The 25,224-nt window shown below is 53.1% G+C and carries 13 protein-coding genes; 10 read left to right on the top strand and 3 right to left on the bottom strand.

Annotated features, from left to right (window positions below):
* Window positions 1-9 precede the first annotated feature (9 nt).
* The 6 genes from bcsB to imm2 all read left to right on the top strand — a co-directional run bounded on the left by bcsB (window position 10) and on the right by imm2 (window position 15,729).
* Complete coding sequence (gene bcsB / locus ACIPUG_RS10530) at window positions 10-2,337, top strand: cellulose biosynthesis cyclic di-GMP-binding regulatory protein BcsB (protein ID WP_400338357.1); 2,328 nt, start codon at window positions 10-12, stop codon at window positions 2,335-2,337.
* Window positions 2,338-2,343: 6 nt separating this feature from the next.
* Complete coding sequence (gene bcsZ, locus ACIPUG_RS10525) at window positions 2,344-3,459, top strand: cellulose synthase complex periplasmic endoglucanase BcsZ (protein WP_039465496.1); 1,116 nt, start codon at window positions 2,344-2,346, stop codon at window positions 3,457-3,459.
* Window positions 3,460-4,451: 992 nt separating this feature from the next.
* Entirely contained in the window at window positions 4,452-8,021 is a 3,570-nt protein-coding gene (gene bcsC, locus ACIPUG_RS10520; protein WP_400338410.1) for a cellulose synthase complex outer membrane protein BcsC, read from the top strand.
* A 258-nt stretch (window positions 8,022-8,279) separates the two neighbouring features.
* Window positions 8,280-9,962 carry a ShlB/FhaC/HecB family hemolysin secretion/activation protein gene (locus ACIPUG_RS10515; protein WP_400338355.1) on the top strand — a complete coding sequence of 561 codons (1,683 nt, stop codon included), beginning with the start codon at window positions 8,280-8,282 and terminating at the stop codon, window positions 9,960-9,962.
* Window positions 9,963-10,000: 38 nt separating this feature from the next.
* Entirely contained in the window at window positions 10,001-15,349 is a 5,349-nt protein-coding gene (locus ACIPUG_RS10510) for a DUF637 domain-containing protein (RefSeq protein ID WP_400338354.1), read from the top strand.
* Window positions 15,346-15,729, top strand: a complete 384-nt coding sequence (imm2, locus tag ACIPUG_RS10505; protein ID WP_400338352.1) for an Imm2 family immunity protein — start codon at window positions 15,346-15,348, stop codon at window positions 15,727-15,729. Before ACIPUG_RS10510 ends, imm2 begins: the two co-directional genes overlap by 4 nt.
* Before the next feature lie 48 nt (window positions 15,730-15,777).
* Here the strand turns inward: imm2 and ggt are convergent, their stop codons facing one another.
* The 3 genes from ggt to ACIPUG_RS10490 all read right to left on the bottom strand — a co-directional run bounded on the left by ggt (window position 15,778) and on the right by ACIPUG_RS10490 (window position 20,051).
* Window positions 15,778-17,556: a gamma-glutamyltransferase gene (gene ggt, locus ACIPUG_RS10500; RefSeq protein ID WP_400338350.1), complete on the bottom strand. Its 1,779-nt coding sequence runs from the start codon at window positions 17,554-17,556 to the stop codon at window positions 15,778-15,780.
* A gap of 212 nt (window positions 17,557-17,768) precedes the next feature.
* Complete coding sequence (locus tag ACIPUG_RS10495; protein WP_400338349.1) at window positions 17,769-18,680, bottom strand: EamA family transporter; 912 nt, start codon at window positions 18,678-18,680, stop codon at window positions 17,769-17,771.
* A 162-nt stretch (window positions 18,681-18,842) separates the two neighbouring features.
* Complete coding sequence (locus tag ACIPUG_RS10490; protein ID WP_400338348.1) at window positions 18,843-20,051, bottom strand: aldose 1-epimerase family protein; 1,209 nt, start codon at window positions 20,049-20,051, stop codon at window positions 18,843-18,845.
* Window positions 20,052-20,443: 392 nt separating this feature from the next.
* Between ACIPUG_RS10490 and ACIPUG_RS10485 the strand changes: the two genes are divergently transcribed.
* The 4 genes from ACIPUG_RS10485 (at window position 20,444) to ACIPUG_RS10470 (ending at window position 25,218) form a co-directional block, all read left to right on the top strand.
* Complete coding sequence (locus tag ACIPUG_RS10485) at window positions 20,444-21,694, top strand: valine--pyruvate transaminase (protein ID WP_014917074.1); 1,251 nt, start codon at window positions 20,444-20,446, stop codon at window positions 21,692-21,694.
* 538 nt (window positions 21,695-22,232) lie between these two features.
* Window positions 22,233-22,751, top strand: coding sequence for an Hcp family type VI secretion system effector (locus ACIPUG_RS10480; RefSeq protein ID WP_012822145.1), 519 nt, complete (start codon window positions 22,233-22,235; stop codon window positions 22,749-22,751).
* 90 nt (window positions 22,752-22,841) lie between these two features.
* Window positions 22,842-24,701 carry a type VI secretion system tip protein VgrG gene (locus ACIPUG_RS10475; protein ID WP_039516791.1) on the top strand — a complete coding sequence of 620 codons (1,860 nt, stop codon included), beginning with the start codon at window positions 22,842-22,844 and terminating at the stop codon, window positions 24,699-24,701.
* Between the two features lie 76 nt (window positions 24,702-24,777).
* The gene (locus ACIPUG_RS10470; RefSeq protein WP_400338346.1) at window positions 24,778-25,218 is read left to right on the top strand and encodes a DcrB-related protein; all 441 of its coding nucleotides are present in this window, start codon (window positions 24,778-24,780) and stop codon (window positions 25,216-25,218) included.
* The last annotated feature ends 6 nt before the right edge of the window (window positions 25,219-25,224 follow it).

Below are 25,224 nucleotides of genomic sequence, written 5' to 3'. Positions count from 1 at the left end.
GATGACACGATGACGAAAAAAATAATCTGGTTCACCGCATTGGCTTTAGGCGTCAGCTCATTATCTCAAGCTGTCACCGCACCGCACGCCCAAACACCGGCCACGGGGGACGCGCCCCTGCCGCCCGCCAACGCGGCTACCGTAGCGCCAGCGATGACGATGCCAGCGATTCCTCTGGCGCAACCGGCAACCAACACCGCCGTGCGCAACGTGGTGATGCCCTTTGCGCAAATCGCGCCTGCGCCGGGCGCCTTTGCGCTACGCGGTATCAATCCCGACGGACAGATTGAGTTTGGCGTTCGCAGCGATGAAGTGGTCACGCAGGCTTCCCTCGATCTCGAGTTTACCCCGTCACCGGCGCTGATCCCCACCGAGTCGCATATCAAGGTTTACCTGAACAATGAGCTCATGGGCGTCACCACGATTAGCAAAGAGCAGATGGGGAAATCCAACCGCGTTCGCATTCCTATCGATCCGCGCTACATCACGGACTTTAACCGTATGCAGTTGGTGTTCGTCGGCCATTATCAGAACATCTGCGAAAACCCAGCCAGCACCAGTCTGTGGCTGGATATCAGCAAAGCCAGTGCGCTCAATCTACAATTCCAGAAATTGACGCTGAAAGACGATCTGTCGCCGTTCCCAGCACCGTTTTTTGACAGCCGCGATACCCGCCCACTGACGCTGCCTATCGTCTTTGCCGACCAGCCGGATCTGGTGCAACAGCGTGCCGCTGCGGTGCTCGCCTCGTGGTTTGGCAGCAAAGCACAATGGCGCGGGCAGTCTTTCCCTGCCCTCTTCAACCAACTGCCGAATAGCCACGGTATTGTGTTCGCTACCAACGATAAGCGGCCGGATTTCCTGCGCGATACTCCCGCCGTGAACGGGCCAACGGTATCGATCATCAGCCACCCTAACGATCCTCATGTGAAACTACTGCTGGTTCAGGGACGTGATGACAATGAACTGCTCACCGCCGTGCAGGGCATCGCACAGGGGAATGCGCTGTTCCGTGGGCAAAGCGTCACCATCGATAAGGTCGAACAGCTCGCCCCACGTCAGCCGTATGATGCGCCAAACTGGGTTCGCACCGACCGCCCGATGACCTTCGCCGAACTACAGCAATATAACGAACAGCTGCAAACCGACGGTATCGTGCCCCGACCGATTTCGCTGACCATGAATCTGCCGCCCGACCTGTTCCTGATCCGCAGTCAGGGCATCGATATGCGCCTGAAATATCGCTACACCGCGCCACAGATTCAGGACGGCTCGCGCCTGAGCATCAACCTGAACAACCAGTTTGTACAGGCCTTCTCGCTGGCGCCAGAACAGGACCAGAACTCCCTGTTGATGCGCCTGCCGCTCACGCAGGGGCTACGGGATTCCGACAAGACCCTGTCTATTCCGGCGCTGAAACTGGGCACGACCAACGAGCTGCGCTTTGATTTCAACTACACTACGTTGCTCTCCAGCGGCACCGCCGACCGCTGCGAAACTTATACGCCAGTCGTGAATCACGCCGTCATCGACGGCAGCTCGACGGTTAACTTCTCTGGCTATCGCCACTTTATGGCAATGCCGGATCTACGTGCTTTTGCCAATGCCGGCTATCCGTTCAGCCGACTAGCTGACCTGTCACAAACCTTGGTGCTGGTGAACAAACAGCCACAACCGGCTCAGCTCAGCGCTATGCTGAACGCCATCGGTAACATTGGGGCGCAAACCGGCTATCCGGCGTTAGCGATGCAGCTCAGCGATGACTGGACGCAGGTAGACAAGCAGGACCGCGATATTTTGATGATCGGTGCTATCCCGCCTGAACTGCACGACAGTAGTAAAATTAACCTACTGGTCGAACAAACAAAAAGCTGGATCAAACAGCCGCTACGCCAGACCGCAATGCCGGACATGGGCTCCCCCGAATCTGACGCGAAGCCAGACAGTAAAACCACCGTCAGCAGTGACGGAGCGATGTCGGCGATTATCGGCTTCCAGTCCCCGTATCACGACCAGCGCAGCGTTGTCGCGCTGCTAGCCGATAGTCCGCAGGGTTATACGCTGCTCAACAACGCGCTGATCGACAGTGAAAAAAGAGCCTCGCTGTTCGGTTCCGTTTCCGTCATCCGCGAATCGGGCATCAATAATCTGCGCGTCGGCGATGTTTATTACGTCGGCCACCTGCCGTGGTGGGAACGTATCTGGCACGTACTGGCGCAACATCCCGTCTGGCTGGCGATCATGTCCACCGTCAGCGTCATTATTATTGCCTGGCTGCTGTGGCGAGGTCTGAGACTCTTCAGCCGCCGTCGCCTGTCGCCGGATGAAAGGGATTAACGCACCATGCCACGCGTGCTGCGCTACCTGACTCCCACGCTGCTGTGGCTATGGGCTTCCCTGACCACCGCCGCCGTCTGCGACTGGCCAGCTTGGGAGCAGTACAAGCAGTATTACATCAGCGAACAAGGAAGGGTGATTGATACCTCAACGCCCAATAAAATCACCACGTCCGAAGGGCAAAGCTACGCCCTGTTCTTTGCGCTGGTCGCCAACGATCGCGTGATGTTTGATCGGCTGCTGAAATGGACAGAGGACAACCTGTCCGCAGGCGATTTGCGCGCGAATCTGCCCGCCTGGCTGTGGGGAGAGAACACGGATAAACAGTGGACGGTACTGGATCCGAACTCCGCTTCCGATGCCGATCTGTGGATTGCCTATAGTCTGCTTGAAGCTGGCCGGCTGTGGAAAGAGGCACGCTATCAGACGCTAGGCACCGCGCTGCTTGCGCGCATCGCCAAAGAAGAGGTGGTGACGATTCCGGGGCTGGGCGTGATGCTATTGCCCGGCAAAGTGGGCTTCGCAGAGAAAGAGAGCTGGCGCTTGAACCCCAGCTACCTGCCGCCGCAGCTACTGGCACGATTTGCGCCGCTGGACGAGAAGTGGAAAGCCATGCAGCGCACCACGCAGCGCCTGCTGTTGGAAACCGCACCGAAAGGGTTTTCGCCTGATTGGGTTATCTGGCAAAACGGCAAAGGCTGGCAGTCCGATACCACCAAACCTAATGTCGGCAGCTATGACGCCATCCGCGTCTATCTGTGGGCGGGGATGATGGCCGACAGCAGTAGAGGGAAAACCGATTTGCTCAAACAGTTTCAGCCGATGGTTCAGCAGACGATCCAGCAAGGGCTACCGCCCGAAAAAGCGGACACCGCGACAGGCACCGTCACCGGACAAGGATCGGTAGGCTTTTCCGCCTCGCTGCTTCCGATGCTCTCTCGTCAGCCGGACGCACTGGCCACCCAGCGACAGCGGCTCGCTGCCAATCCACCGGGTGACGATGCTTATTTCTCTGCTTCTCTGACGCTTTTTGGTCAGGGATGGGATCAGAAGCGCTATCGCTTCACTTCACAAGGCCAACTTTTACCGTATCGGGGCAGCCAATGCGCAACGACACCTTAAATTGGCTGCGCGTCCTCCCGTTATTGCTGGTTGCTGCACCGCAGGCATACAGCGCGGAAACCGCATCGCCAGAGCAATTCCTGATGGAACAGGTGCGCCTGGGAGAAGCCAGCAACAAAGACGATCTCGTGCGTCAGTCTCTCTATCGGCTGGAGCTTATCGCGCCAAATAACCCCGAAGCAATTGCCGCCAAATTGCGGCTGGCGATGCGTCAGGGCGATCAAACGCAGGCGCGTCAGCTGTTGGAAAAACTGAAAACGCTGGCACCCGATTCCGCTGCCTATCGTCATGCAAGCATGATACTGGCACTGACGCAGGAAGAGACGCGCCAACAATTACAGAAGGCTCGCTCGCTATCTACCGCCGGGCAATATGCGGAAGCCAAAGCGCAGTATGACGCGCTCTTTCACGGCGAACCCCCAACGCTCGATCTGGCCGTTGAATACTGGCGTCTGGTTTCCCACTTACCGAATCAGGAGCTGGTCGCGCTTAAGCAACTGGCAGTGCTGGATCAGGTATACCCTGACAACGTTCCTCTGCGCCTTGCGCTGTCATACTTGCTCTTCCGTCAGGGTAGTAACGAGCAGACCGTTCCTTTGCTGAAACAGTTGGCTAACGCACCCGTCGGACGCAGTCAGGCGGCATCGCTATGGCTAGCGATCATTCGGCGGATGCCCGTCACGCCACAGAGCGTAGCAGAGTTAAATCGCTTTCTGACCCTATTTAACGAAGGCAAACGAGCAGAAACCGTCCGCAAAGAGCTTAACCGCCAGCAGAAAATGTTAGCCGATCCCGCCTATCAGGCACGTCTCCGTAGCCTGGCACAGGGTGAAAGCCGCGGTGGCAATAGCGCCATGCTCAATGAACTGAATAACGCGCTGGCTGCCACGCCAAATACCCCCGAACTGATCGGCGCGGTCGCTCTGGTTTACCTGCGCGAAGGCGATCGGAAAAAAGCACTGGAACAGCTCCAGAAGGCATTACAGGTGGATATGAGCCGTCTTCACAGCGGTAGATGGGAAGGGCTCATCCAAAATACGCAAGATTGGACCACGATCGCGAAAGGTGACAACGCATTGAAAGCCAACAATCTGGCGCTGAACTGGCTGCGCCTGCTCCCGTTATTGCTGGTTACTGCGCCGCAGGCATACAGCGCAGAAACTACGTCGCCAGAGCAGTTCCTGATGGAGCAGGTGCGTTTGGGAGAAGCCAGCAACAAAGACGATATTGTGCGTCAGTCGCTCCATCGACTGGAGCTGATTAACCCGGATAACCCAGAGGTTATAGCCGCCCGACTGCGGCTGGCGCTGCGTCAAGGCGATCAGGCACAGGCGCGCCAGCAGTTGGACAAACTGAAAGCCGTGGCACCCGATTCCGCCCTCTATCGGCAGGCAGAGATGACGCTGGCGCTGACGCAGGAAGCCGCACGTCAGCAATTACAGCAGGCGCGTTTGCTGTCTACCGCCGGACGTTATGCGGAAGCCAAAGCACAGTATGACTCGCTCTTTCACGGCGAGCCACCCACGCTCGATCTCGCCGTGGAGTATTGGCGGTTGGTCTCACGCTTACCCAACCAGCAACCTCTGGCGATTAAACAACTGGAGACGTTAGATCAGGCCTATCCGAATAATGTACCGCTGCGTATGGTGTTGGCGCGGCTGCTGTTCAGCCAGAATCGTAACGAACAAGCCTATCCCTTACTGAAACAGCTTTCTAATGACCCCGTTGGGCGTAGTCAGGCGGCGTCGCTGTGGCTGGAAATTATTGGCCGGATGTTGGTCACGCCACAAAGTGTGGCGGAACTCAATCGTTTCCTGACCGTGTTTGATGAAGGCGAACAGGCGGATACGGCACGTAAAGAGCTCAGCCGCCAGCAGGGAATATTAGCCGATCCCGTTTATCAGGGTCGGCTGCGCGCACTGGCACAGATTGAAGACGGCGGCGGCAATAGCGCCACGCTTGGCGAGTTGAATAAGGCGCTGGCTACCACACCCAACGACCCCGAACTGATCGGCGCGATTGGCCTGGTTTACCTGCGCGCTGGCGATCGGGTAAAAGCGCTGGCACAGTTCCAGAAGGCACTACAGGCGGATGTGAATCGCCTGAACAGCGGCAAATGGGAAGGGCTGATTCAAAGTACGCAATATTGGACCACCATTGCGGAAGGCGACAACGCGCTAAAAGCCAATAACCTCTCGCTGGCACGCCAGAAGTATCAACAGGCACGCCAGATGGATAACACCAATCCCTATGCGCTAATTGGTCTGGGCGATGTCGCCGTTGCCAGCCAAAACGATACCGCCGCCCAGCCGCTCTATCAGCAGGCTTTACACCTTGAGCCCGGCAACGATAACGCCCTGCGCGGCTTGGTCGGGATTTATCAGCGGCAGTCGCCGGAGAAAGCACTCACTTACCTCAACAGCCTGTCGCGCAGCCAGCAGAACACGATGCGGGAGACGCTTACTGCGCTACAACTCAATATCCTAAAACAACAGGCAGACCAACTTGCGGAACAGCAGCAGTGGACGCAGGCGGAAGAGAAGTATCGTCAGGCGAGCCAGCAGGATCCGAACGATATCTGGTTTGCCTATCGCTATGCCCAGACGCTGCGCCAGTTGGGGCAAATGCAGCAGGCCGACAGCGTGGTACAACGTGCGACGGCCGTGCCACCCGCCGACGCGCAGAAGAACTACGTTTACTCACTTTACCTGTCATCGACCAATCGCGATGAGCAAGCACTCGCTCACTTGAACACGCTTCCCGCAGCGCAGTGGAGCGACGACATGCGCGATTTATCTCAGCGTCTGACGATGCAGACCACGCTGGCAAAAGCAGAAGCCATGCGCGATGCGGGGGATGAATCCGCCGCCATTGCGTTCCTGCGTCAGCAACCGACCGATACCCGTATCGATCTGCTGCTAGCAGACTGGGCGCTGGCACGGGGCGAATACGCGACAGCGCTGGCGGATTATCAACGCATTCGCACACGGGAACCGCAGAACCCCGACGCACAATTGGGTGAGATCGACGCGTTTATCGCGCAGGGTCGGCAAGATGACGCACGTCAGCGTCTGAACCAGCTCCCGGCGCAGGCGGCTGATACCCTCAATGCGCAGCGGCGCGTCGCCAACGCCTGGCAAGCGGTAGGAAATCCGCAAAAATCGACGGCGCTTTTCCGTCAGCTAAAAATCGACGCGCAGAAAGAACCCGTCGGTCAGGGCAAAGCGTTGGTCTATCGCGATGCGGCACGCGTTGAACAACAGCAGTCTCAACCTGAACAGGCGCAGCAGGACTATAAACAGGCGATGGTTGCTAGCGGCATCACACCCGCTCTGCCGCAAAGCGATGATGACTATACCCGACTGACGCGCAATAAAAGCAGCGACGACTGGCTGCAACGCAGCATCCGCGCCGATGCCGCAAACCTGTATCGCAAACAGGATATTACCGTCACGCTTGACCACGATTACGGGAGTTCGAGCGGTACAGGCGGAATTTCCGACCTCAGCGCCCACAACACCATGCTGCAAGTGGATATGCCGCTGTACGACGGTCGCGCCTTCTTCCGCACCGATACCGTACAGATGGACGCTGGCTCCTTCTCTACGGACAGCAACGGTGCCTATCGGGAAACCTTCGGCACCTGTGCTACGCGGGACTGTTTCGACGGTAAATCACAGAAAGCCACCGGCACCAGCGTAGCCGCAGGCTGGAAGAACGATCGCTGGTCGGCGGATATCGGCACCACGCCGCTCGGCTTCGACGTGGTCGATATCGTCGGTGGCGCAAGCTACAGCGGTGACTGGCGGCAAATCGGCTGGACCGCGACAGCATCGCGCCGCCCAATCTCCAGCTCATTACTCGCCTTCGGCGGCACCAAAGACCCGGGCACCGGCGTTACCTGGGGCGGCGTGCGTGCCACGGGCGTCAGTCTCGGGCTGAGCTACGATCGGGGCGAAGCGCACGGCGTCTGGAGTGATTTCAGCGTCCATCAAATTACGGGTAAAAACGTGGCCAATAATGACCGCGCTCGCGCTATGGCAGGTTATTACTACAAGCTGATTAATGAGGATAACCGACGCGTCACAGTCGGTCTGAACAGTATGTGGTGGCGCTACCAGAAAGATTTAAGCGGTTATTCGCTTGGTCAGGGCGGTTACTACAGCCCGCAGCAATACTTCTCGCTAGGCGTGCCGGTGAACTACCGGCAGCGGACGGAAAACTGGTCGTGGGAACTCGGCGGATCGCTGTCGTGGTCACGTTCTTCTACCAAAGACCAGCGTCGCTATCCGTTGACCGGCCTGCTGGGCAACGCTGCGATCACCGACCGAGACGCCATCGAACAGGGCAGCAGCAGTTCCGGCTTCGGCTATACGGCGCGCGCACTTGTCGAACGCCGCCTAAGCTCACACTGGACGCTGGGCGTCGGTATCGACATCCAGCAAGCGAAGGACTACACCCCAAGCCACGGCCTCATCTACCTGCGCTACTCCGCCTCCGGCTGGCAGGGCGATCTCGACAGCCCACCGCAGCCGCTCACGCCGTACGCGGACTTTAAGTAACCGTCCCCACTTCAGACCTCATTGGGTTTCCATCGCAGCGGAAACCCAATGATAAATATAAAAATTACTCTGACTTACGATATAGTTACCTGCCTATCTATATAAAAATGATAATGACTATCATTTTTATTCTCAAAAATTAAATTTCTCAACGTATTCTGTCGAATTTCTATTGGCTATCGATTTTACCTAGTCACGAAATGAAGCATTTGTGTATATAAGCGCAAAATGTAAATCAACGTAAGGAACACGTTCATTTTGTGTAAAACCCTTTCTTTTATAAGCCTTATTTTTTTGAGTCTCAGCAGCTCAACCTTTGCCGCCACCGCCATCAGCCCAACAGATCGCGATGCGCTAGAGCTCCAGCAAAAGTCATTACTGGAGCAGGCCAAACAGCAGCGTTTATCGCTGGAAAACAGCACCACCTTAACGATACCCACGGTCACTGCACCAACAGCAAAGGATGCTGTCTGCTTCCCTATCCAAAGGATTACCTTTCACAATGCAGATGCGCTTTCGACAAAAGATCGGACCGCCATTCAGGGACGCTACCAAAACCGCTGCCTTGATTTAGCCACAGTCCATAACGTCGTGAGGGAAACCACCAACACCTACCTAAATCGCGGCTTTGTCACCAGCCAAGCCTATTTGCAGGAACAAGATCTCTCCGACGGCACGCTCATCATCAGCGTCAGCGAGGGAAAAATAGAAGCCATTCGTATGGAAGGGGAAACGCCACTCGCAATCAAGATGGCCTTCCCCGGGCTGGAAGGACATATTCTTAATCTGCGCGACATCGAACAAGGGATGGAACAGTTGAATCGTCTGCCTTCACGGCAGGTTGCAATTGATATTCAGCCGGGAAAACAAGCCGGAAGTTCGATTGTTTATCTCAAACGCACCACGCACTCCCACCCTGTCACCCTGTCTCTCAGCACAGACAACAGCGGACAAAAAAGCACGGGCCGCGAACAGCTTTCTACCCACCTAACGCTCGATAACCCGCTGCGACTCGCTGACCGCTGGTGGCTCACCGCCAGCCGTGATAGCGCATTCAGCCATAGCTACGGCAGCAAAGCCTTATCGGGCGGGATGTCTTTGCCTTATGGCTACTGGACGCTCGGCTACCAATACGCCTGGAATGACTTTTTCCAACCGATCCCGATTGGCAGCAGCGCGTATCGCTATGAAGGACAAAGCAACACTCATCGGCTCAGCCTCAACAGAACGCTCTATCGGGATGGGAAACAGAAGCTGGCGCTGGATGGCGCGCTCTCCCGCCGACGCACCGAGAACCGCATGGCGGGCGAGCGCCTTGAGGTCAGCAGCCCTACGGTCAGTAGCGCCAACCTTGGGCTCAGCTATAGCACCACGCTGGTCGGGGGATATTTTACGCTCAACCCGATGTTAAGCCATGGCGTAAGGAGTTGGGGCGCGACAAATGATACAAAGGAAAATAGTGGCCTGCCACGCAGCGAGTTCCGCAAATTTAGCGTCAGCAGCAGCTACTTCTACCCACTTACACCCTCGTTGTACTTTCTGACTTCCCTTTACGGCCAAACCACGCCGGACAACCTGTATACCAGCGAACGCGTCTCGCTCGGCGGCGAGTATTCCGTCCGGGGATTTAAGGAACAGACACTAACTGGCAATCGGGGTTTCTACTGGCGTAATGAACTGAATTGGCAATTCACCACGCTGCCATTTTTGGGAGATATCGCATTAACCACCGCGCTGGATAGCGGGTGGATTGCGGGGAAAGCCGGCAAAGTCGATGGTGGCAATATGACCGGCGCTTCCGTCGGCCTGTCTGCATCTTCACGTTGGGTCAGCCAGTCAGTGTCACTCGGTGTGCCGCTGCACTTCCCGGACGATCTCCATCCCGACAACGCCGTCGTTTACTGGCAAGTCTCCCTCCCCGTTACAGCGTTTTTTGATTAAGCGTTTTATTCAAGCAAAAGGAAAACAAGGAAAGTCACATGGAAAAATTCAATAACCGTACCACTCGTGGACTTAGCTATCTGCTGATCTACCTGACCGCAATTCAACCGTTACACCCCGCGTTCGCGGCACTCACGCCAGACGGCCCACGCACGCAAGTCAACAACGCGGGTGCCGTCCCGGTCATCAATATCGCGACGCCAAACGCAGCGGGTGTTTCTCACAATACCTATAAAGATTTCAGCGTCGGGACACCCGGTGCTGTGCTAAACAACAGCATTGCCGCGGGGCAATCGCAGTTGGCTGGGCAGTTAAACGCTAACGCCAACCTCAATGGCAAAGCGGCCGATTTGATTATCAACGAGGTAACGGGCTCCACCCGCTCAGACCTGCAAGGGAAGATCGAAGTCTTCGGGAATAAAGCCAACGTATTGATTGCCAACCCGAACGGCATCACCTGTGACGGATGTGGGTTCATCAATACGCCTTCAGCCACGCTGACAACCGGTAAACCGGTGTTGGATCAGCAAGGCGCACTTGAAGCGTTGGAAGTGAAAAAAGGCAGCATCACCATTGGTGGCAAAGGCCTGGACGGTTCAGCAACGGATTATGTCGATATCCTCAGCCGGGCAACCGAACTGAACGGCAAAATCAACGCGAAAAACCTGACACTGACTCAAGGCAGCAATCGGGTCGATTTCAAAACCAGCACGATCGCCCCCATCGCCGGAGAAGGTGCCAAACCACTGCTGGCAGTCGACACCAAAGCGCTCGGCGGCATGTATGCAGAACGCATCCGACTCGTGGCAACCGAGGACGGAGTCGGCGCTAACGTCGCTAACCTGACCAGCTCTCAGCAAGGCATTACGCTGGACAGCAAAGGTAAAATCCAGCTCGGTAATGTAAACGCGAAAACCGACCTTAATCTGAATGCACAGCAGGTCGATATTGCCGCAGGCAATACGGTGAAAAGCGACCGCGATATCACGCTTGCCAGTACCGTATTGAATAACCGAGGGAATATCATCGCGGGCGAAGATATGCGCCTGTTCAACGATAGCCTGACCAACACACAGGCCACCATTCAGGCCAACAACAACCTGTGGATCCAAAAAGACGCGACGGGGAACAAAGGCGTTAAAGTCGAAAACCGCTCAGGGACGATTAAAACCAATACCGGGGATTTGGTGATTCGGACGGAGCAGTTGGATAACTTACGTCACCAGTTCACAATAGAAGATAATGACATCGTTCCAACCTCAACATCCATCAAACCTTCAGAAGAAGGTGCAGAGATAACACATCAACCTCATTTTAAAGATAATAAAAATAAGAAATGGTTTGGGGATGCTATTGATAACGGTGTCGCACTGACAATTAATGAGGCGAAGACGCAGTATCTCCTGTCTCAGGAAACGCCTGAAGCTACAATTCTTTCTGGTAAAAATATTTATATTAATGCAACTCAATTGAATAACAATGCCAGTTTGATCTCAGCATCAAACAACATCATGCTTACCGGGAAAAACTTCACCTCGTTAAGCCATCGACTGGGGACAATGGATATACAGTCTGATTATATTTATGATATTGAGGAGAATTTACGGACCCCACCACCAGCCCCCAATTTTTTTGACCCAAATAGAAAAGATTCCTCATGGGTTAAAATATTAGACTCTTTTTACAACTGGCGTGAGAGCCTACCATTATCTTCTCGCATTACGGCTGGAAGTGATCTGGTTGTTGATTTCATAGACACATTAAGCTTTGATAAAAAAGCACCTTACGATATCAAAACCCCAGATACAGTTTTCACTATTACATCTCAGCCAGCTATTACCGCAAAAAACATCGTACTAAATGGAAAGAACATTTTCATCAACGATACGTTACAAGCAACAGGAAACATAACGGCGATAGCAGAAGAAAATATTTCTATCTCCGATGCAAAACTTCAGGCTGAAAAAAATTTATCAGCCATAGCGGGTAATAATATTTCTGCTTTTCAGGGAAATTTCATCAGTCAAAACGCTATGCTCACAAGCCGTACGGGTGACATTACGATACACAGTCAGCCCAAAGATGAAAATTATTTAACAGGGCTTTATTATACACCAGAAAAACGTCAAAAATTCTCCACACTCTCTGCTTCTGATAATCTAGACATTAACTCGGGTGGTAATATACATCTATCTGATATAGAGATATCACAAAGCAAAAACATAGCCCTTACAGCGAATAAAGATATATTATTTATCCATTCTGACAATTTCTTACAACAATCGCCAGATCTTTCTCCATCTTCGGAGCAACGTCAGCCTCTTTACAACGATGCCTTACTAAGAACCAGCGAAGTTAACGCCACGAACGATATTTTAATGAATGCTGGTGGCAGTCTTCTGTTGCAAGGAAAACGCCTTAATGCAGGAAAAGATATCAACCTCAGCGGTGCATTGGATGTAATAATCAATCCGAAGAGTAAAACAAAAGGATATTCTCTCGATTTTCTACCAAGTCGTGCCCCAGAGAGCGTCAGTCAACTATATAGCGGCAATAACCTACAAATTAGCGCAGGACGGGATATTGAAGCTCAAGGAATGAAAGTAAAAAGTAAAGGAAGAGCTACACTAGTCGCTGGGCGCGATTTCACTCTTCCCGCATTAGCATACTCATTCATTGATGATTTAAATGATAACAATAAAGATGATCGCCAATCTGTAGCCTCACTTCATACCGATAAAGAATTAACGCTCTCGGCGAATGGCTCTCTTATTGCCACCGGAACCGATTTCTCTTCCGGTGGTGATATGGCATTAAGTTCCGGCGGAAAAATGGAATTTAACGCAGTGGCTAATCATATCTATCGGGAAGGAGGCAACGAATATAGCGAGTCCGTGACTCAGAAAAATGCCGTTTTGAACAGCGGCGGAATACTCACGCTGTTATCTAACGGCAGCATTCTCTTCCAGGCGACCCAGCTTATTGCTAAAGGTGCATTAGATGCGGCAGCCAAAGGCGGTTTCCTCTACGCACAAGCGGCGGAAGAAAGTAGCCATTACGAAAAAACCACCACCACACGCAAATGGTACGGCAAGAAAACCACCATTCGGCAAACCAGCCACAATGTCACAAACAAAGTGACAGAATTCACCGCAGGCGGTGATATCAATCTGCTCAGCCGTGATGACAGCACCTATGAAGCCAGCAAAATCAACGCGGGCAAGAATGCCAAGCTGACCAGCACACAAGGAAGCATTAACTTCAAGGCGGTCAAAGACACTGCATTCGAGCAGACGATCACCACCTCAAAAGGGTTCTTCATCAAGAGCAATGACAAAGGCTATACCAAAGACACCTGGTTGCTTCCAAGCATTTACTCTGGCGGCCAACTGACTATTGATGCCGCTACTGGCATTACCGCTGATGCAAAAACCCAGAATGCGCAGTCCCTGCAAAATGCTCTTTTGGTGTTGAGTAATAACCCCGGCACAGCCTGGCTTAAGGATTTAAACAGCCGCACTGATGTGCAGTGGAACACAGTACAAGATGCCTATAGCACCTGGAACCACACCACACAAAGCCTGAACCCCGTTGTGGGGGCAGTGATTGCCATTGCCGTTGCGGCGGTAACCGCAGGAGCAGGCCTGGCTGCTGCTGCAGGTAACATGGCAGTTGGTGCTGTGGGAACGGGAGCCAGCGCGACAACAATTGCTGTCGTAAACGGTGCAGCTTATTCAGGAATGACGGCACTGACCTCGCAGGCAGCAGTCGCGCTGGTGGATAACAAAGGCAACCTGTCCAAAACGTTCCAGGCCATGAGCAGCAGTGACTCGGTCAAATCACTGGTTACCTCAATGGTGATCGGCGGCGCACTAGCAGGCTTCGATGAAGTCATGCAATTTAGCAAGGCTGCTAACGGCGCAACCGTCATCGACCCCGCTAAGGCTAAGCTCCCCATGCTCAGCAACGGTGACTGGAGTAAGGTGGCGCAACGCGTCGCCGGACAGTCAGTGATCAGCTCCAGCATCGGTACCGCGATTAACGGCGGTAGCTTCAAAGATAATTTCACCACGGCACTCTTGAGCAACGTCGGCAGCCAGATTAATGCTGAAGGGGCAAAATTTATTGGGGATAACGGTACAGTCCTTGACGTACCGGGCAAAGCCCTCAGCCATGCTGTTGTCGCAGGTATCGCTGCTGAAATCAGTGGTGGTGACGTTAAAGGCGCTGCGGCTGGTGCATTAGCGGCAGAGCTGGCTGGCATCATCATTAACGATAACCTTGTTAAATCAGAAGGATGGCAAGAAAAACAGGCTCAAATTAGCCGCTTCGCGGGTGCAGTTCTGGGCGCAGTCGCCACAGGCAAAGCCAGTGGCGTTAACAGCGGTGCCAACGCCGCTGAAATTGTTGAACGCTTTAATCGACAATTACACCTTGATGAAATTCAGGCCATCAAAGAGATTGCCAAAGGTGACAAAGAGAAGGAAATGCGCCTGTTGGCAGCATCCTGCCGCAAAGTTAACTGTGTGGCACAGGAATCATTAAATTCAGAAGAACGCCAGCAATATGAGGCGTTGATGGCACTGTACCCTACAACACGCGAAGAGGATGGAATACTCGCCAATTATTGGGTACAGAAAGATCGGCAACGTACAAGCAATTACCCACTTTATGTTGGCTATGACATGGAACAGCTGTTTACCTATACTACAGGCGACAGCATTTCTGATGGTCAGATGTTTGCCAGAAACCAATGGATTGAAAATTTTAGCCAGATGACGGGCTGGTCTAAGGACACAGTAGAAGCTTTAGGTTTTGGTATTTCGATAGCGAGTACATTCGCGGGCATCGGGAAGGCAGGCGTCGGTAATCAGTACCTGTCAAAAAGCCTCGTGACGCCAACCGCAGGCTGGAAAAGTTATCTGGTTAATGAGAAGACCATACAGCAAGCGGCTGGCTTTAGGCAGCAGATTATAGATTTGAGAGCAACATTACCTCGCAATCCTAGAACTAGTGGAAATGTAGCTATCGCAGAAATTAATATACTAGGGATGCCGAAAACCTTAGCAGGGCATAGCCGTATAGACAAAGCTGAGCAGGGTTTTGTCGGCTCAGGAAAACAGAATTTCACCTATCAGGTGATAGAGAACAGTGAGGGCACAAAGATATCGAGAAATACTGATTCAGAATACAAAATACTAGATAATTTAGCCGATAGATTAGGAAGCAATATCTCAGCAAAAGGCAGTGTAACCATATTCACAGAACGGGCAGCCTGTGAAAGTTGTCTAGGTGTCATTGACCAATTTAAGCAAAAATATCCTAATATAGAAATAAATGTATTAGATAACAATGGAATTATATTGAAACCAGGAGGAAGAAAGTGAACGAAGAACGTATTAGCTATAATGAGATTAGGGAAAGCTTTTTAGAGTGCTATTACATATATTGTAGACACAAAATTCACTCTTACAATATGACTGGAAATGTATGGATTGAAAATGAATCGGAAGGTGGTTACGCCTATGAACAAGCAGAGGGAGCTTATGATTTCCCCATTGAAAATCTAATGCTTGAGGTCTTATCTTTAATTATGATCGCAGGGAGAGGGCCAGATATAGCCGAAAAATACCATAGAGATATGATAGAAAAAATTCTCGTTGAACATCCTCTTGAACAGTTGTTAGAGGAGATCACCGAGGAAGAAAAATCAGACCTTCTCTATGATATGTCTTTATTAGGATTAGTTGATAAAAAATCAGAATAACGCAGACAGAGCAGCCCTTTCGGGCTGCTAACTTATAGGAAAACAAAATCAATACCCTATCGCTGCTCCGGCCGGGCGGCGGATATCATTTGCGCCGTACAGGTAACCCTCACGCACTTTGCCAGATACCGCCGAGTCATTGCCCGAATCCGCAGGCGTCACGCCCGCCGCACCCGGCAAGCCGACCAGAATCAGCTCCGCTGCACCCCAAGGGGTCTGTTCCACCATCTTGTAGCCACGCTGCTTCAACAGGTTCAGCGTATCGGCAGACAGCCCACGCTGTTCGTAATATACCTCGTCCGGCAGCCACTGATGATGGATGCGCGGTGCGTCCACCGCTTCCTGCGGCGCCATGCCGTGATCGATGATATTCAGCGCCGTTTGCAGCGTGATGGTGATAATACGCGAACCGCCGGGTGAACCGAGCACCATGAAGACTTTGCCGTCTTTCGTCACCAGTGACGGACTCATGGACGAAAGTGGGCGCTTACCGGGGGCGATCGAATTACGTTCCCCTTGCACCAGTCCGTACAGGTTTTTCTCGCCAACCTTCACGGTAAAGTCATCCATTTCGTTATTGAGGAAGAAGCCCGTACCCGGCGCGATCACCACCGAACCAAAACGCCCGTTCACGGTATACGTGGTGGACACCGCATTGCCCTGATTATCCACGATGGAGTAGTGCGTGGTTTCCGGTCGCTCGTGCGGGCCAATCCCCGGCTGTACGTTTTTGGACGGCGTCGCGTTCTCTGGTTCGATTTGTTTGCGAATTTCAGCAGCGTAGTCCTTACTCAACAAGCGCTCGACGGGGTTGCTCACAAACGCCGGATCGCCGAGATAGGTGTTGCGATCCATGTACGCATGGCGCATCGCTTCCGTCAGCACATGCACGGTGGCGGCCGAATTGAAGCCTGTCGATTTAATGTCGTAACCTTCGACAATATTGAGAATTTCACACATCGTGACGCCACCGGAGCTGGGCGGGGGTGAAGAGACAAACTGATAGCCACGATAGTTACAGGTTACCGGTGCCGTTTCGGTAATACGGTAATCGGCAAAATCAGCCGCCGTTAGAATGCCGCCGCCCTGCTTTGCCGCCTTCTCCACCGCCTGTGGGATCGTGCCCTTGTAGAAAGCATCCGGCCCTTTCGCGGCAATCGCCGCCAGCGTATTCGCCAGATCGGTTTGCACCAGCTTATCGCCGGGCTGCAACGCGCTGCCGTCAGAGCGCAGGAAAATACGCGCCGCCTCAGGATCGGCTTTGAAGCGCTTGACGGTGGTGTCCAGAATATCGGTATCCGCTCGCGTAAGCTCAAAGCCTTCACGCGCCAGTTTAATCGCCGGTGCCATCACCTGTTCACGCGTCAATTTGCCGTATTTTTGCAGCGCAGTATCCAGCCCCAGCACCGTTCCCGGTACGCCAGCGGCCAGATAGCCGTACAGGCTCGCGTCTTTTTTCACGCTCCCATCAGCATTCAGATACATGTTGGCGCTGGCCGCCGCGGGTGCGGTTTCACGGAAGTTGATAAAGGTGTCTTTCCCATCGGCCAGGTGCAGCGTCATAAATCCACCGCCGCCGATATTGCCACAGCAGGGGTTTACCACCGCCTGCGCGTAACCCACGGCCACGGCGGCATCAATCGCATTGCCGCCCATTTTCAGGATATCGACGCCAATCTGCGAAGCCAGATATTGCGAACTGACCACCATACCGTTTTTCGCTTCCACTGCAGGGGCAGACGCCGCCTGGACGGTTCCACTCACTAGCAGCGCCGTCACGCTCAGTGACAACAACCATTTTCCCGATGTTGTGTTTTTTATTCTCATGCCGACCCCTTTATCCCGTTGATTTCACTCACTGCTTTTATGTCTACCCTCTTGCCTGGCTAACTTGCAAAGTCCACGCCAATAAACAGACACGGCTTAACGGATTCACCAGCAGCAGTAAGAAGCGTAGGAAAGGCATGAAAAATTGCGAAAATAGCCGCTTATCTTTGCGACGCTGCACGATAAATACGCCCCATAACGAGACATAGGGTTTACGACTGCCGCACGGGTAGCCATGAACGTAACCGCGCGCCAAACACATTCACCAGCAGGCCGACCATAATCAGTACCGCGCCCACGACCTGCAATAGTGAAAGAGATTCACCGAGGAACGCGGCGGCGCTGACCAGCCCAACCACCGGCACCAGCAGCGACAGGGGGGCCACACGCCAGGTTTCATAGCGCGCCAGCAGGCTTCCCCAAATCCCGTAGCCGATGATGGTTGCCGCAAATGCCAGATAAACCAGAGATAATATCGTCGGCAGTTGGATGGTCGTTAAACTATGGACAATCGCGTCCCGACCTTCAAACAGCCAGGAGCTGATGAAAAACGGCACGACAGGCACCAGCGCCCCCCACACCACCAGTGACATGATGCGCACGTCGCTGTTTTGGCTCATGATGACTCTATTGATAATGTTGCCCACCGCCCATGACAGCGCCGCCGCAAGCGTCAGTAGCAGCGTGGTGGTAGTCATTCCGGACGACATTTGCAGCGCTGTACGACCTTCTGCCAGCACCACCATCCCTAGCGCCGCCACCAGAATGCCGACAACGTGATTCCAACGTAGCTTTTCCGACAGCAAGACTGCGCCAACCAGCAGTGTAAAAAAGGCCTGCGCCTGTAACACCAGCGAGGCAATCCCCGCAGGCATGCCCAGCTTAATGGCGAGGAACAAGAAACCAAACTGACCGAAGCTGATTGTCATGCCATAGGCGAGCAGCCATTTCAGGGGAATACGTGGGAAAGGAACAAAGAAAATTGCCGGGAGCGCCACCAGCGAAAAACGCAGCCCTGCCAGTAAGAAAGGCGGCATGTCGTTCAGCCCAACTTTGATCACCACGAAGTTCACGCCCCATAGCACGACAACACAAAGCGCAAGCAGCGCATCTTTCAACGACATCCTCATCCCCTGATCAAATACGTAACAAATACCTTCCTCAAGGTACGCGTAAAATGAAGAAACGGATAAGAAAAGATAATTATGGCGTTACGTGACAATGACTCAGCGTAACCATGACGTGAGATGGCCGACCACCAGATTCTGTGGCCGGCATAGATAGCGTTACTCGATGGCGATGGGTTTTTCCGTCAGCGTGGTTTTGTTGCCACCCTGAATGGCTTTCACTTTCTGCTCCGTTTGCTGTACCGCATCAGTGCTACTCAATAGGCTGTATGTCAGCTCAAATGTCGTGCTCTGGCCGGGCTGTAGCTTTTTGACCCGTCCTTGTTCACGTTCAATCGTAACCGGATAGGCGTAGTTAGTACCGGGCTCGATCCCCGTGACGTAGCCCTGTTTTTCCGTATCCGTGTTTTTCCACAGCGTCAGCAGCGGCAGTTGATGGGTGTCAAAGGCAATCGACACGCCCTTATCTCCCGCCTTGTTCACCAGCGCCGCCAGCGTTTTGCCCTGTGCATCCGTATATGGCGTGATGTTGAACACCATTTCATCGAAGTCTTTTGTCGGCCCTTTGTAGGTTTGCCAGGTTGCCAGACCTGCTTTGGCATGGTCATTAAACGGAGAAATGTCTTTTACCGGCGCAATGAAACGCGCGCCTTCTTCCAGAATCGGCGTACCGAAATTACTGTGGTAGATAATCTGATAGTCGCGCGCGTAGTCGGCTTTGTTGGTCAGCACATCGTGCACGGTAAACGACTCGCTGCCGGGAACGTAGCGCAGCTCGGTCCAGGTTTCCAGATTCGACTTCTTGAAGCTGTTTTCCTTCAGCAGGCCGCGCACCGTAATGGTGTGCGGTGCTATATCGCTGACTTCCACCACCACTTTTGACGCTGGCGTGTTGCCCGCGCGGCCGTGCAGGGTATAGATCATGCCATCGCTGACGACCGGGTGCCCCGTCCATTCAAAGCCGCAGCGCACCATCATCTCATTGAAACCTTCCAGCCAGCCCAGCCCGTTACGGCTTTCCAGATTGATGGTATTCGGGTTGACGACCTCATCAACCGGCGAATCCCACCCCAAACGGATGTTTTTTCCCGTCACATGCAGCAAGTTCATCCCTCGCGTCGGGCTGAGGGCAATTTTCAGGCCGTCTTGACTGGTAATCGTGATCACTTTACTGCCTTCCTGACGTCCGCCGTGCAGGACTTTTTGCTCAATGCTGAAATGCTGATTTTTTATCTTCAGGGCATCACTGCCAATTTGCCAGTTTCCCTTTTCTACACTGCTTTCAGCATCTGTCAGCACAAACGTCTGCGCCGATAGTTGCCATGATGTCAGCGCCAGTGTAATGCCTATAGCCAGTAATTTTTTCATGTTAACCATCCCTCTCTGCTGAATTGTTTTAGCTAATGCGAGCTAAAGACTACAAATCAGCGAATGGTCAGAATGTGATAGCTATCACCAGATGGAAAAATTCGGCATTGTCGCGTTATTTATCCAATTAGCATCACTAATTCACTATGAATAGCATCTATGATTGCAGAATTATTGAGATATCGATCGGTAAAAGCTGAAAACGTTTCAGCAAAATAAAACCGATTGTCTGAAATCATTTCCACGCTCAGGTTAGAGTCAGCAAGTTATTCTGAATATTAAACGCTACGCGGGATAAAAAATTACCAGTCTGTTTTTTGACCACATTGCACCCTATTGGCGCAAGCGCTATGGTTGCCGGTAACCTGTGTAAGACCACTGATAAATAAACTATGAACTTTTCTCTTTTCGGCAAGAAATTCACGCGCCACGCTGGCATCACCCAATTAATGGACGACCTGAACGAAGGGCTGCGTACGCCAGGCGCAATCATGCTGGGCGGCGGCAATCCGGCGCATATTCCGGAGATGGACAGCTACTTCAAACAGCTGTGTCAGGATATGCTGGAACAAGGGAAATTAACGGAAGCGCTATGCAACTACGACGGCCCGCAAGGTAAGGATACGCTGCTTAAGGCGCTGGCCGAGCTGCTGAGTAATGAATTAGGCTGGCAGATTGGACCACAGAACATTGCGCTGACAAATGGCAGTCAGAGTGCGTTTTTCTACTTATTTAACCTGTTTGCTGGTCGCCACAGCGATGGCAGCCTGAAGAAGGTGCTGTTCCCGCTCGCGCCGGAATATATCGGCTATTCGGATTCCGGGCTGGACGACAATATGTTTGTCTCTGTTCGTCCACAGATCGAGCTGCTACCCGAAGGGCAATTTAAATATCACGTCGATTTCGATCACCTGTCGATTACCGATGAGATCGGGCTGGTGTGCGTATCCCGCCCGACCAATCCGACCGGTAACGTGCTGACCGACGACGAGCTGATGCGTCTGGATATTCTGGCGCAGCAGCACAACATTCCCCTGCTGATTGATAACGCCTACGGCGTGCCTTTCCCTGGCATCATCTTCAGCGATGCCACACCGCTGTGGAACCCGAATATCATCCTGTGCATGAGCCTGTCCAAGCTCGGTCTGCCCGGCTCACGCTGCGGTATCGTAATCGCGGATGAAAAGGTGATCTCGGCAATCGGTAACATGAACGGCATCATTAGCTTGTCTCCAGGCGCAATCGGCCCAGCGCTGGCGCACGAGATGATTCAGCGTGGCGATCTGCTGCGCTTATCTAATGACGTCGTACGCCCGTTCTACCAGCAACGCGTAACGGAAACCATCGCAATTATTCGCCGCTACCTGTCACCCGAGCAGTGCCTGATTCATAAGCCGGAAGGTGCGATCTTCCTGTGGCTGTGGTTCAAGGATCTGCCTATCACGACAGAAATTCTGTACCAACGCCTGAAAAAACGCGGCGTCCTCATGGTGCCGGGTCACTATTTCTTCCCTGGCTTAGATCAGGACTGGCCGCACGCTCACCAGTGCATGCGCATGAACTATGTGCCAGAGCCGGAAAAAATCGAACGCGGTATTGCGATTCTGGCTGAAGAAGTGGAAAAGGCGATGCAGGAAGGCTAACTCACCGCAAGAATAGATGCGTCATTGAACGAAATATGGTTGGGGCAACGCACCGCCCCACTATTTTTACCGACCACTTGCAGCATGCTAAGGGCAGGCATTCTCCTCTTTGTTATTCACTCTCCCGTTTCTGTCATCCCGTTCTTACCACCCACAACATCAGATGACTAACGATTAGCTGATTGAATTATTTTCTGCATTTTTAATCGGCAATAACATTGATTATCACCCAATCAATAGCTAATTCATTCCAAAAAGACGGCCATCTCATAGATCTAACAAAAACTTTCAGCATAACTGCGCATTCTGCGCAATTTCTTGCTCACTTTCTGGTGTAAATCACTTTTTGCGCAATGTCTGCAAACGATTCAGGAAGTCTGCGCAACTTCTTGCTCAAATTTTGTTTAGTAAAAATTTGAATTAGGTAAATTTCCTTATAAAACAAACAGATGAAATTTGGCACATGAATTGCTATGTGAACGGCGAAGTACTAACCCCGTTCAACAACTCATTCCGTTTAACAACAAGGAGCAAGACTATGCCAACTCCATGCTATATCAGCATCGAAGGTAAAACGCAGGGCAACATCACCGCGGGTGCTTTCACTTCTGATTCTGTCGGCAACATCTATGTGGAAGGCCACGAAGACGAAATGCTGGTTCAGGAATTCAAACACATCGTCACCGTACCGACCGACCCACAGTCTGGTCAGCCGTCTGGCCAACGTGTGCACAAGCCGTTCAAATTCACCGTCGCGCTGAACAAAGCGGTTCCGCTGATGTACAACGCCCTGGCGTCTGGCGAAATGCTGCCGACCGTGACCCTGAAATGGTACCGCACGTCGGTTGAAGGTAAGCAAGAGCACTTCTTCTCTACCGTGCTGACCGATGCCACCATCGTTGACGTTAACTGCCAGATGCCACACTGCCAGGATCCGGCGAAGCTGGACTACACCCAGCTGATCGAAGTATCGCTGGCCTACCGCAAAATCGATTGGGAACACACCGTTGCAGGAACCTCTGGTTCCGATGACTGGCGTGCGCCGGTCGAAGCGTAATTCCTATTTAACCCGGGCTTGCCCGGGTTTTCTGCATTGAGCCATGGCCCACGCCATGCCTGAGTGTGGATGACAGCATCAGGAGGACGGATGGCAAACAGTACAGGATTACAGTTCACCGTTAAGGTCGGCGCATTACCTGCATCGACCTTTGCCGTGGTGGATTTTCAGCTCAGCGAGGCGCTTAACCAGCCGTTTGCCCTGTCGCTGAATCTGGCCAGCCCCTTACCGGGGATCGATTTTGGTGCTGTTCTCGACCAGCCCTGTGAACTCCTGGTGTGGTACGAAGGCGAACTCCAAAGACGCGTGAGCGGCATTGTCAGCGCGTTCGCGCAGGGCGACACCGGCTTTCGCCGCACGCGCTATCAGGCGGAAGTCCGTCCGGCGCTGTGGCGTTTAGGGCTACGCACTAACGCCCGTATTTTTCAGGCACAGAAACCAGAAGCCATTATTGGTGCGCTGCTCGAAGAATCCGGCATCACCGACTACGCCTTTGCGCTGCGTAACGAGCACGCGGTGCGGGAATACTGCGTGCAGTATCGGGAAAGCGATTTAGCCTTTATTACCCGGCTGGCCGCAGAGGAAGGTCTGTACTTCTTCCATGAATTTGAGGAAGGCAAACATCGGCTGGTTTTTGCCGACGATGCCGGCGCGCTGGCCAAAGGCCCTGAGCTGTTTTTCAACCTTGCCACACAGGGGCTGAGCGAAGGGGCGTATGTACGCCGTTTCCGCTATGCCGAGGCCGTGCGAACTGCCGAGGTGGCGCTGAAGGATTACAGCTTCAAAACCCCAGCTTACGGATTGTTGCACAACAAGATGAGTGGTGAGCTGGAGCACCAGCGCGAAAGCTATCAACACTTCGACTACCCCGGTCGTTTTAAACAAGATCCGAGCGGCAAAGCCTTTACCGGCTATCGGCTGGACGCACTGCGAGCAGGGGCGATGACCGGCTCGGGCGAATCCAATGCCGCCGAACTGATGCCGGGCAGCAGTTTTACCTTAACTGAACACCCCAATCTGGCACTCAATATCGCCTGGCAGTTGGTTGCCATCACCCACAGCGGACAGCAGCCGCAGGCGCTGGAAGAAGAAAGCGGCGGCGAACCGACCACCTACAGCAACAGCTTCGAGGTCGTGAAAGCCAGCACCACCTGGCGTGCCGATCTGCCGTACAAGCCGATGGTAGACGGCCCGCAAATCGCCACCGTTGTCGGCCCGGCGGGTGAAGAGATTTACTGCGACCAGTACGGCCGGGTGAAACTGCAATTCCCGTGGGATCGCTACGGCGCGAGCGATGACCAAAGTTCCTGCTGGGTGCGCGTCAGCCAAGGCTGGGCCGGTGGTCAGTACGGCCTGATCGCTATTCCGCGCATCGGCCATGAAGTCATTGTGAGTTTCCTCGAAGGCGACCCGGATCAGCCCATCGTGACGGGCAGAACCTTCCACGCGACCAATCCATCGCCCTACCCGCTGCCCGCCAACAAAACACGCACCACGCTGCGCACCACAACCCACAAAGGCGCTGGGTTCAACGAGCTGCGTTTTGAGGATCAGGCCGGTCAGGAAGAAGTGTTTATCCATGCTCAGAAAGACATGAACACCGTGGTGCTGAATAACCGCAGTACGGGTGTAGGCGTCGACCATGCAGAGAACGTCGGACGAGATCAGATCAGTGTCATAGGCCGCCATCAAATTCTTAACGTCGTCGAGAATCAGGGAACGGAGATTCAGGGTGCCCAGAAAGTCATCATCGGGGCAGGCCGAGAAACCGAGGTCACGATGAACGAGAAGCTGACGGTAACGGGAAATATCACCATCACCTCGACCGGCGGCAATATCGAACTGACGACGGGAGCAGGATCGCTGACCATTTATCAGAATGGCAATATCGACATCAAGGGCGTGAAGGTCAACGTGGTTGGCAGTGAACGTATTGATTTAAATAAATAATCAGAGAATGAGTCACCATGCTACAGGTGTGGTGGCTTAGGGCTTACAACCACACCATTACTCGAGACATTTTATCGTGACGACGACATCTTCTTCCCACTGCATCTTCACTGAAGGCCGTATCACGTTGCCCGACAGCTACCGCGATCGCACTGTGAATGCATTTACGCCCAGTCAGGAAGGCGAACCTGCTTTTACGGTTTCACGCGATGTACTGAACGACGGAGAAGTATTGAGCGGCTACATCGATAGACAGTTGGACCTGATGACCCAGCATTTTAAAGGCTGGAAAACACAGGCCCGTGAAGCAATTTGGTTAGGCAATAACACCCTGGAAGGTGAAAGCCTCCAGGCGAGTTATATACGTGATGGTCAACGCATTTGGCAGCAGCAGGCGGTATTCGCATTAGATAGCGTACAGATTCTGGTTTTCACCCTATCGAAAACCGCCGCGCCTTCTGCTGCCGATGAATCTCGATTCAACGCCCTGCTCGGGAGCTTTACGTTTAACCAATAACGATAA

The organism is Pectobacterium sp. CHL-2024 (assembly GCF_044751765.1).
GTDB lineage: Bacteria > Pseudomonadota > Gammaproteobacteria > Enterobacterales > Enterobacteriaceae > Pectobacterium > Pectobacterium brasiliense.
Note: the sequence above shows the minus strand (reverse complement) of the source record. Positions and strands in the feature narration are given on the sequence as shown.

Excerpts from the sequence above, each read along its gene's own strand:
- bcsB (WP_400338357.1), top strand. The coding sequence starts at position 10 with ATGACGAAAAAAATAATCTGGTTCACCGCATTGGCTTTAGGCGTCAGC.
- bcsZ (WP_039465496.1), top strand. The coding sequence starts at position 2,344 with ATGCCACGCGTGCTGCGCTACCTGACTCCCACGCTGCTGTGGCTATGG.
- bcsC (WP_400338410.1), top strand. The coding sequence starts at position 4,452 with ATGAGCCGTCTTCACAGCGGTAGATGGGAAGGGCTCATCCAAAATACG.
- ACIPUG_RS10510 (WP_400338354.1), top strand. The coding sequence starts at position 10,001 with ATGGAAAAATTCAATAACCGTACCACTCGTGGACTTAGCTATCTGCTG.
- ggt (WP_400338350.1), bottom strand. The coding sequence starts at position 17,556 with ATGAGAATAAAAAACACAACATCGGGAAAATGGTTGTTGTCACTGAGC.
- ACIPUG_RS10495 (WP_400338349.1), bottom strand. The coding sequence starts at position 18,680 with ATGTCGTTGAAAGATGCGCTGCTTGCGCTTTGTGTTGTCGTGCTATGG.
- ACIPUG_RS10490 (WP_400338348.1), bottom strand. The coding sequence starts at position 20,051 with ATGAAAAAATTACTGGCTATAGGCATTACACTGGCGCTGACATCATGG.
- ACIPUG_RS10485 (WP_014917074.1), top strand. The coding sequence starts at position 20,444 with ATGAACTTTTCTCTTTTCGGCAAGAAATTCACGCGCCACGCTGGCATC.
- ACIPUG_RS10480 (WP_012822145.1), top strand. The coding sequence starts at position 22,233 with ATGCCAACTCCATGCTATATCAGCATCGAAGGTAAAACGCAGGGCAAC.
- ACIPUG_RS10475 (WP_039516791.1), top strand. The coding sequence starts at position 22,842 with ATGGCAAACAGTACAGGATTACAGTTCACCGTTAAGGTCGGCGCATTA.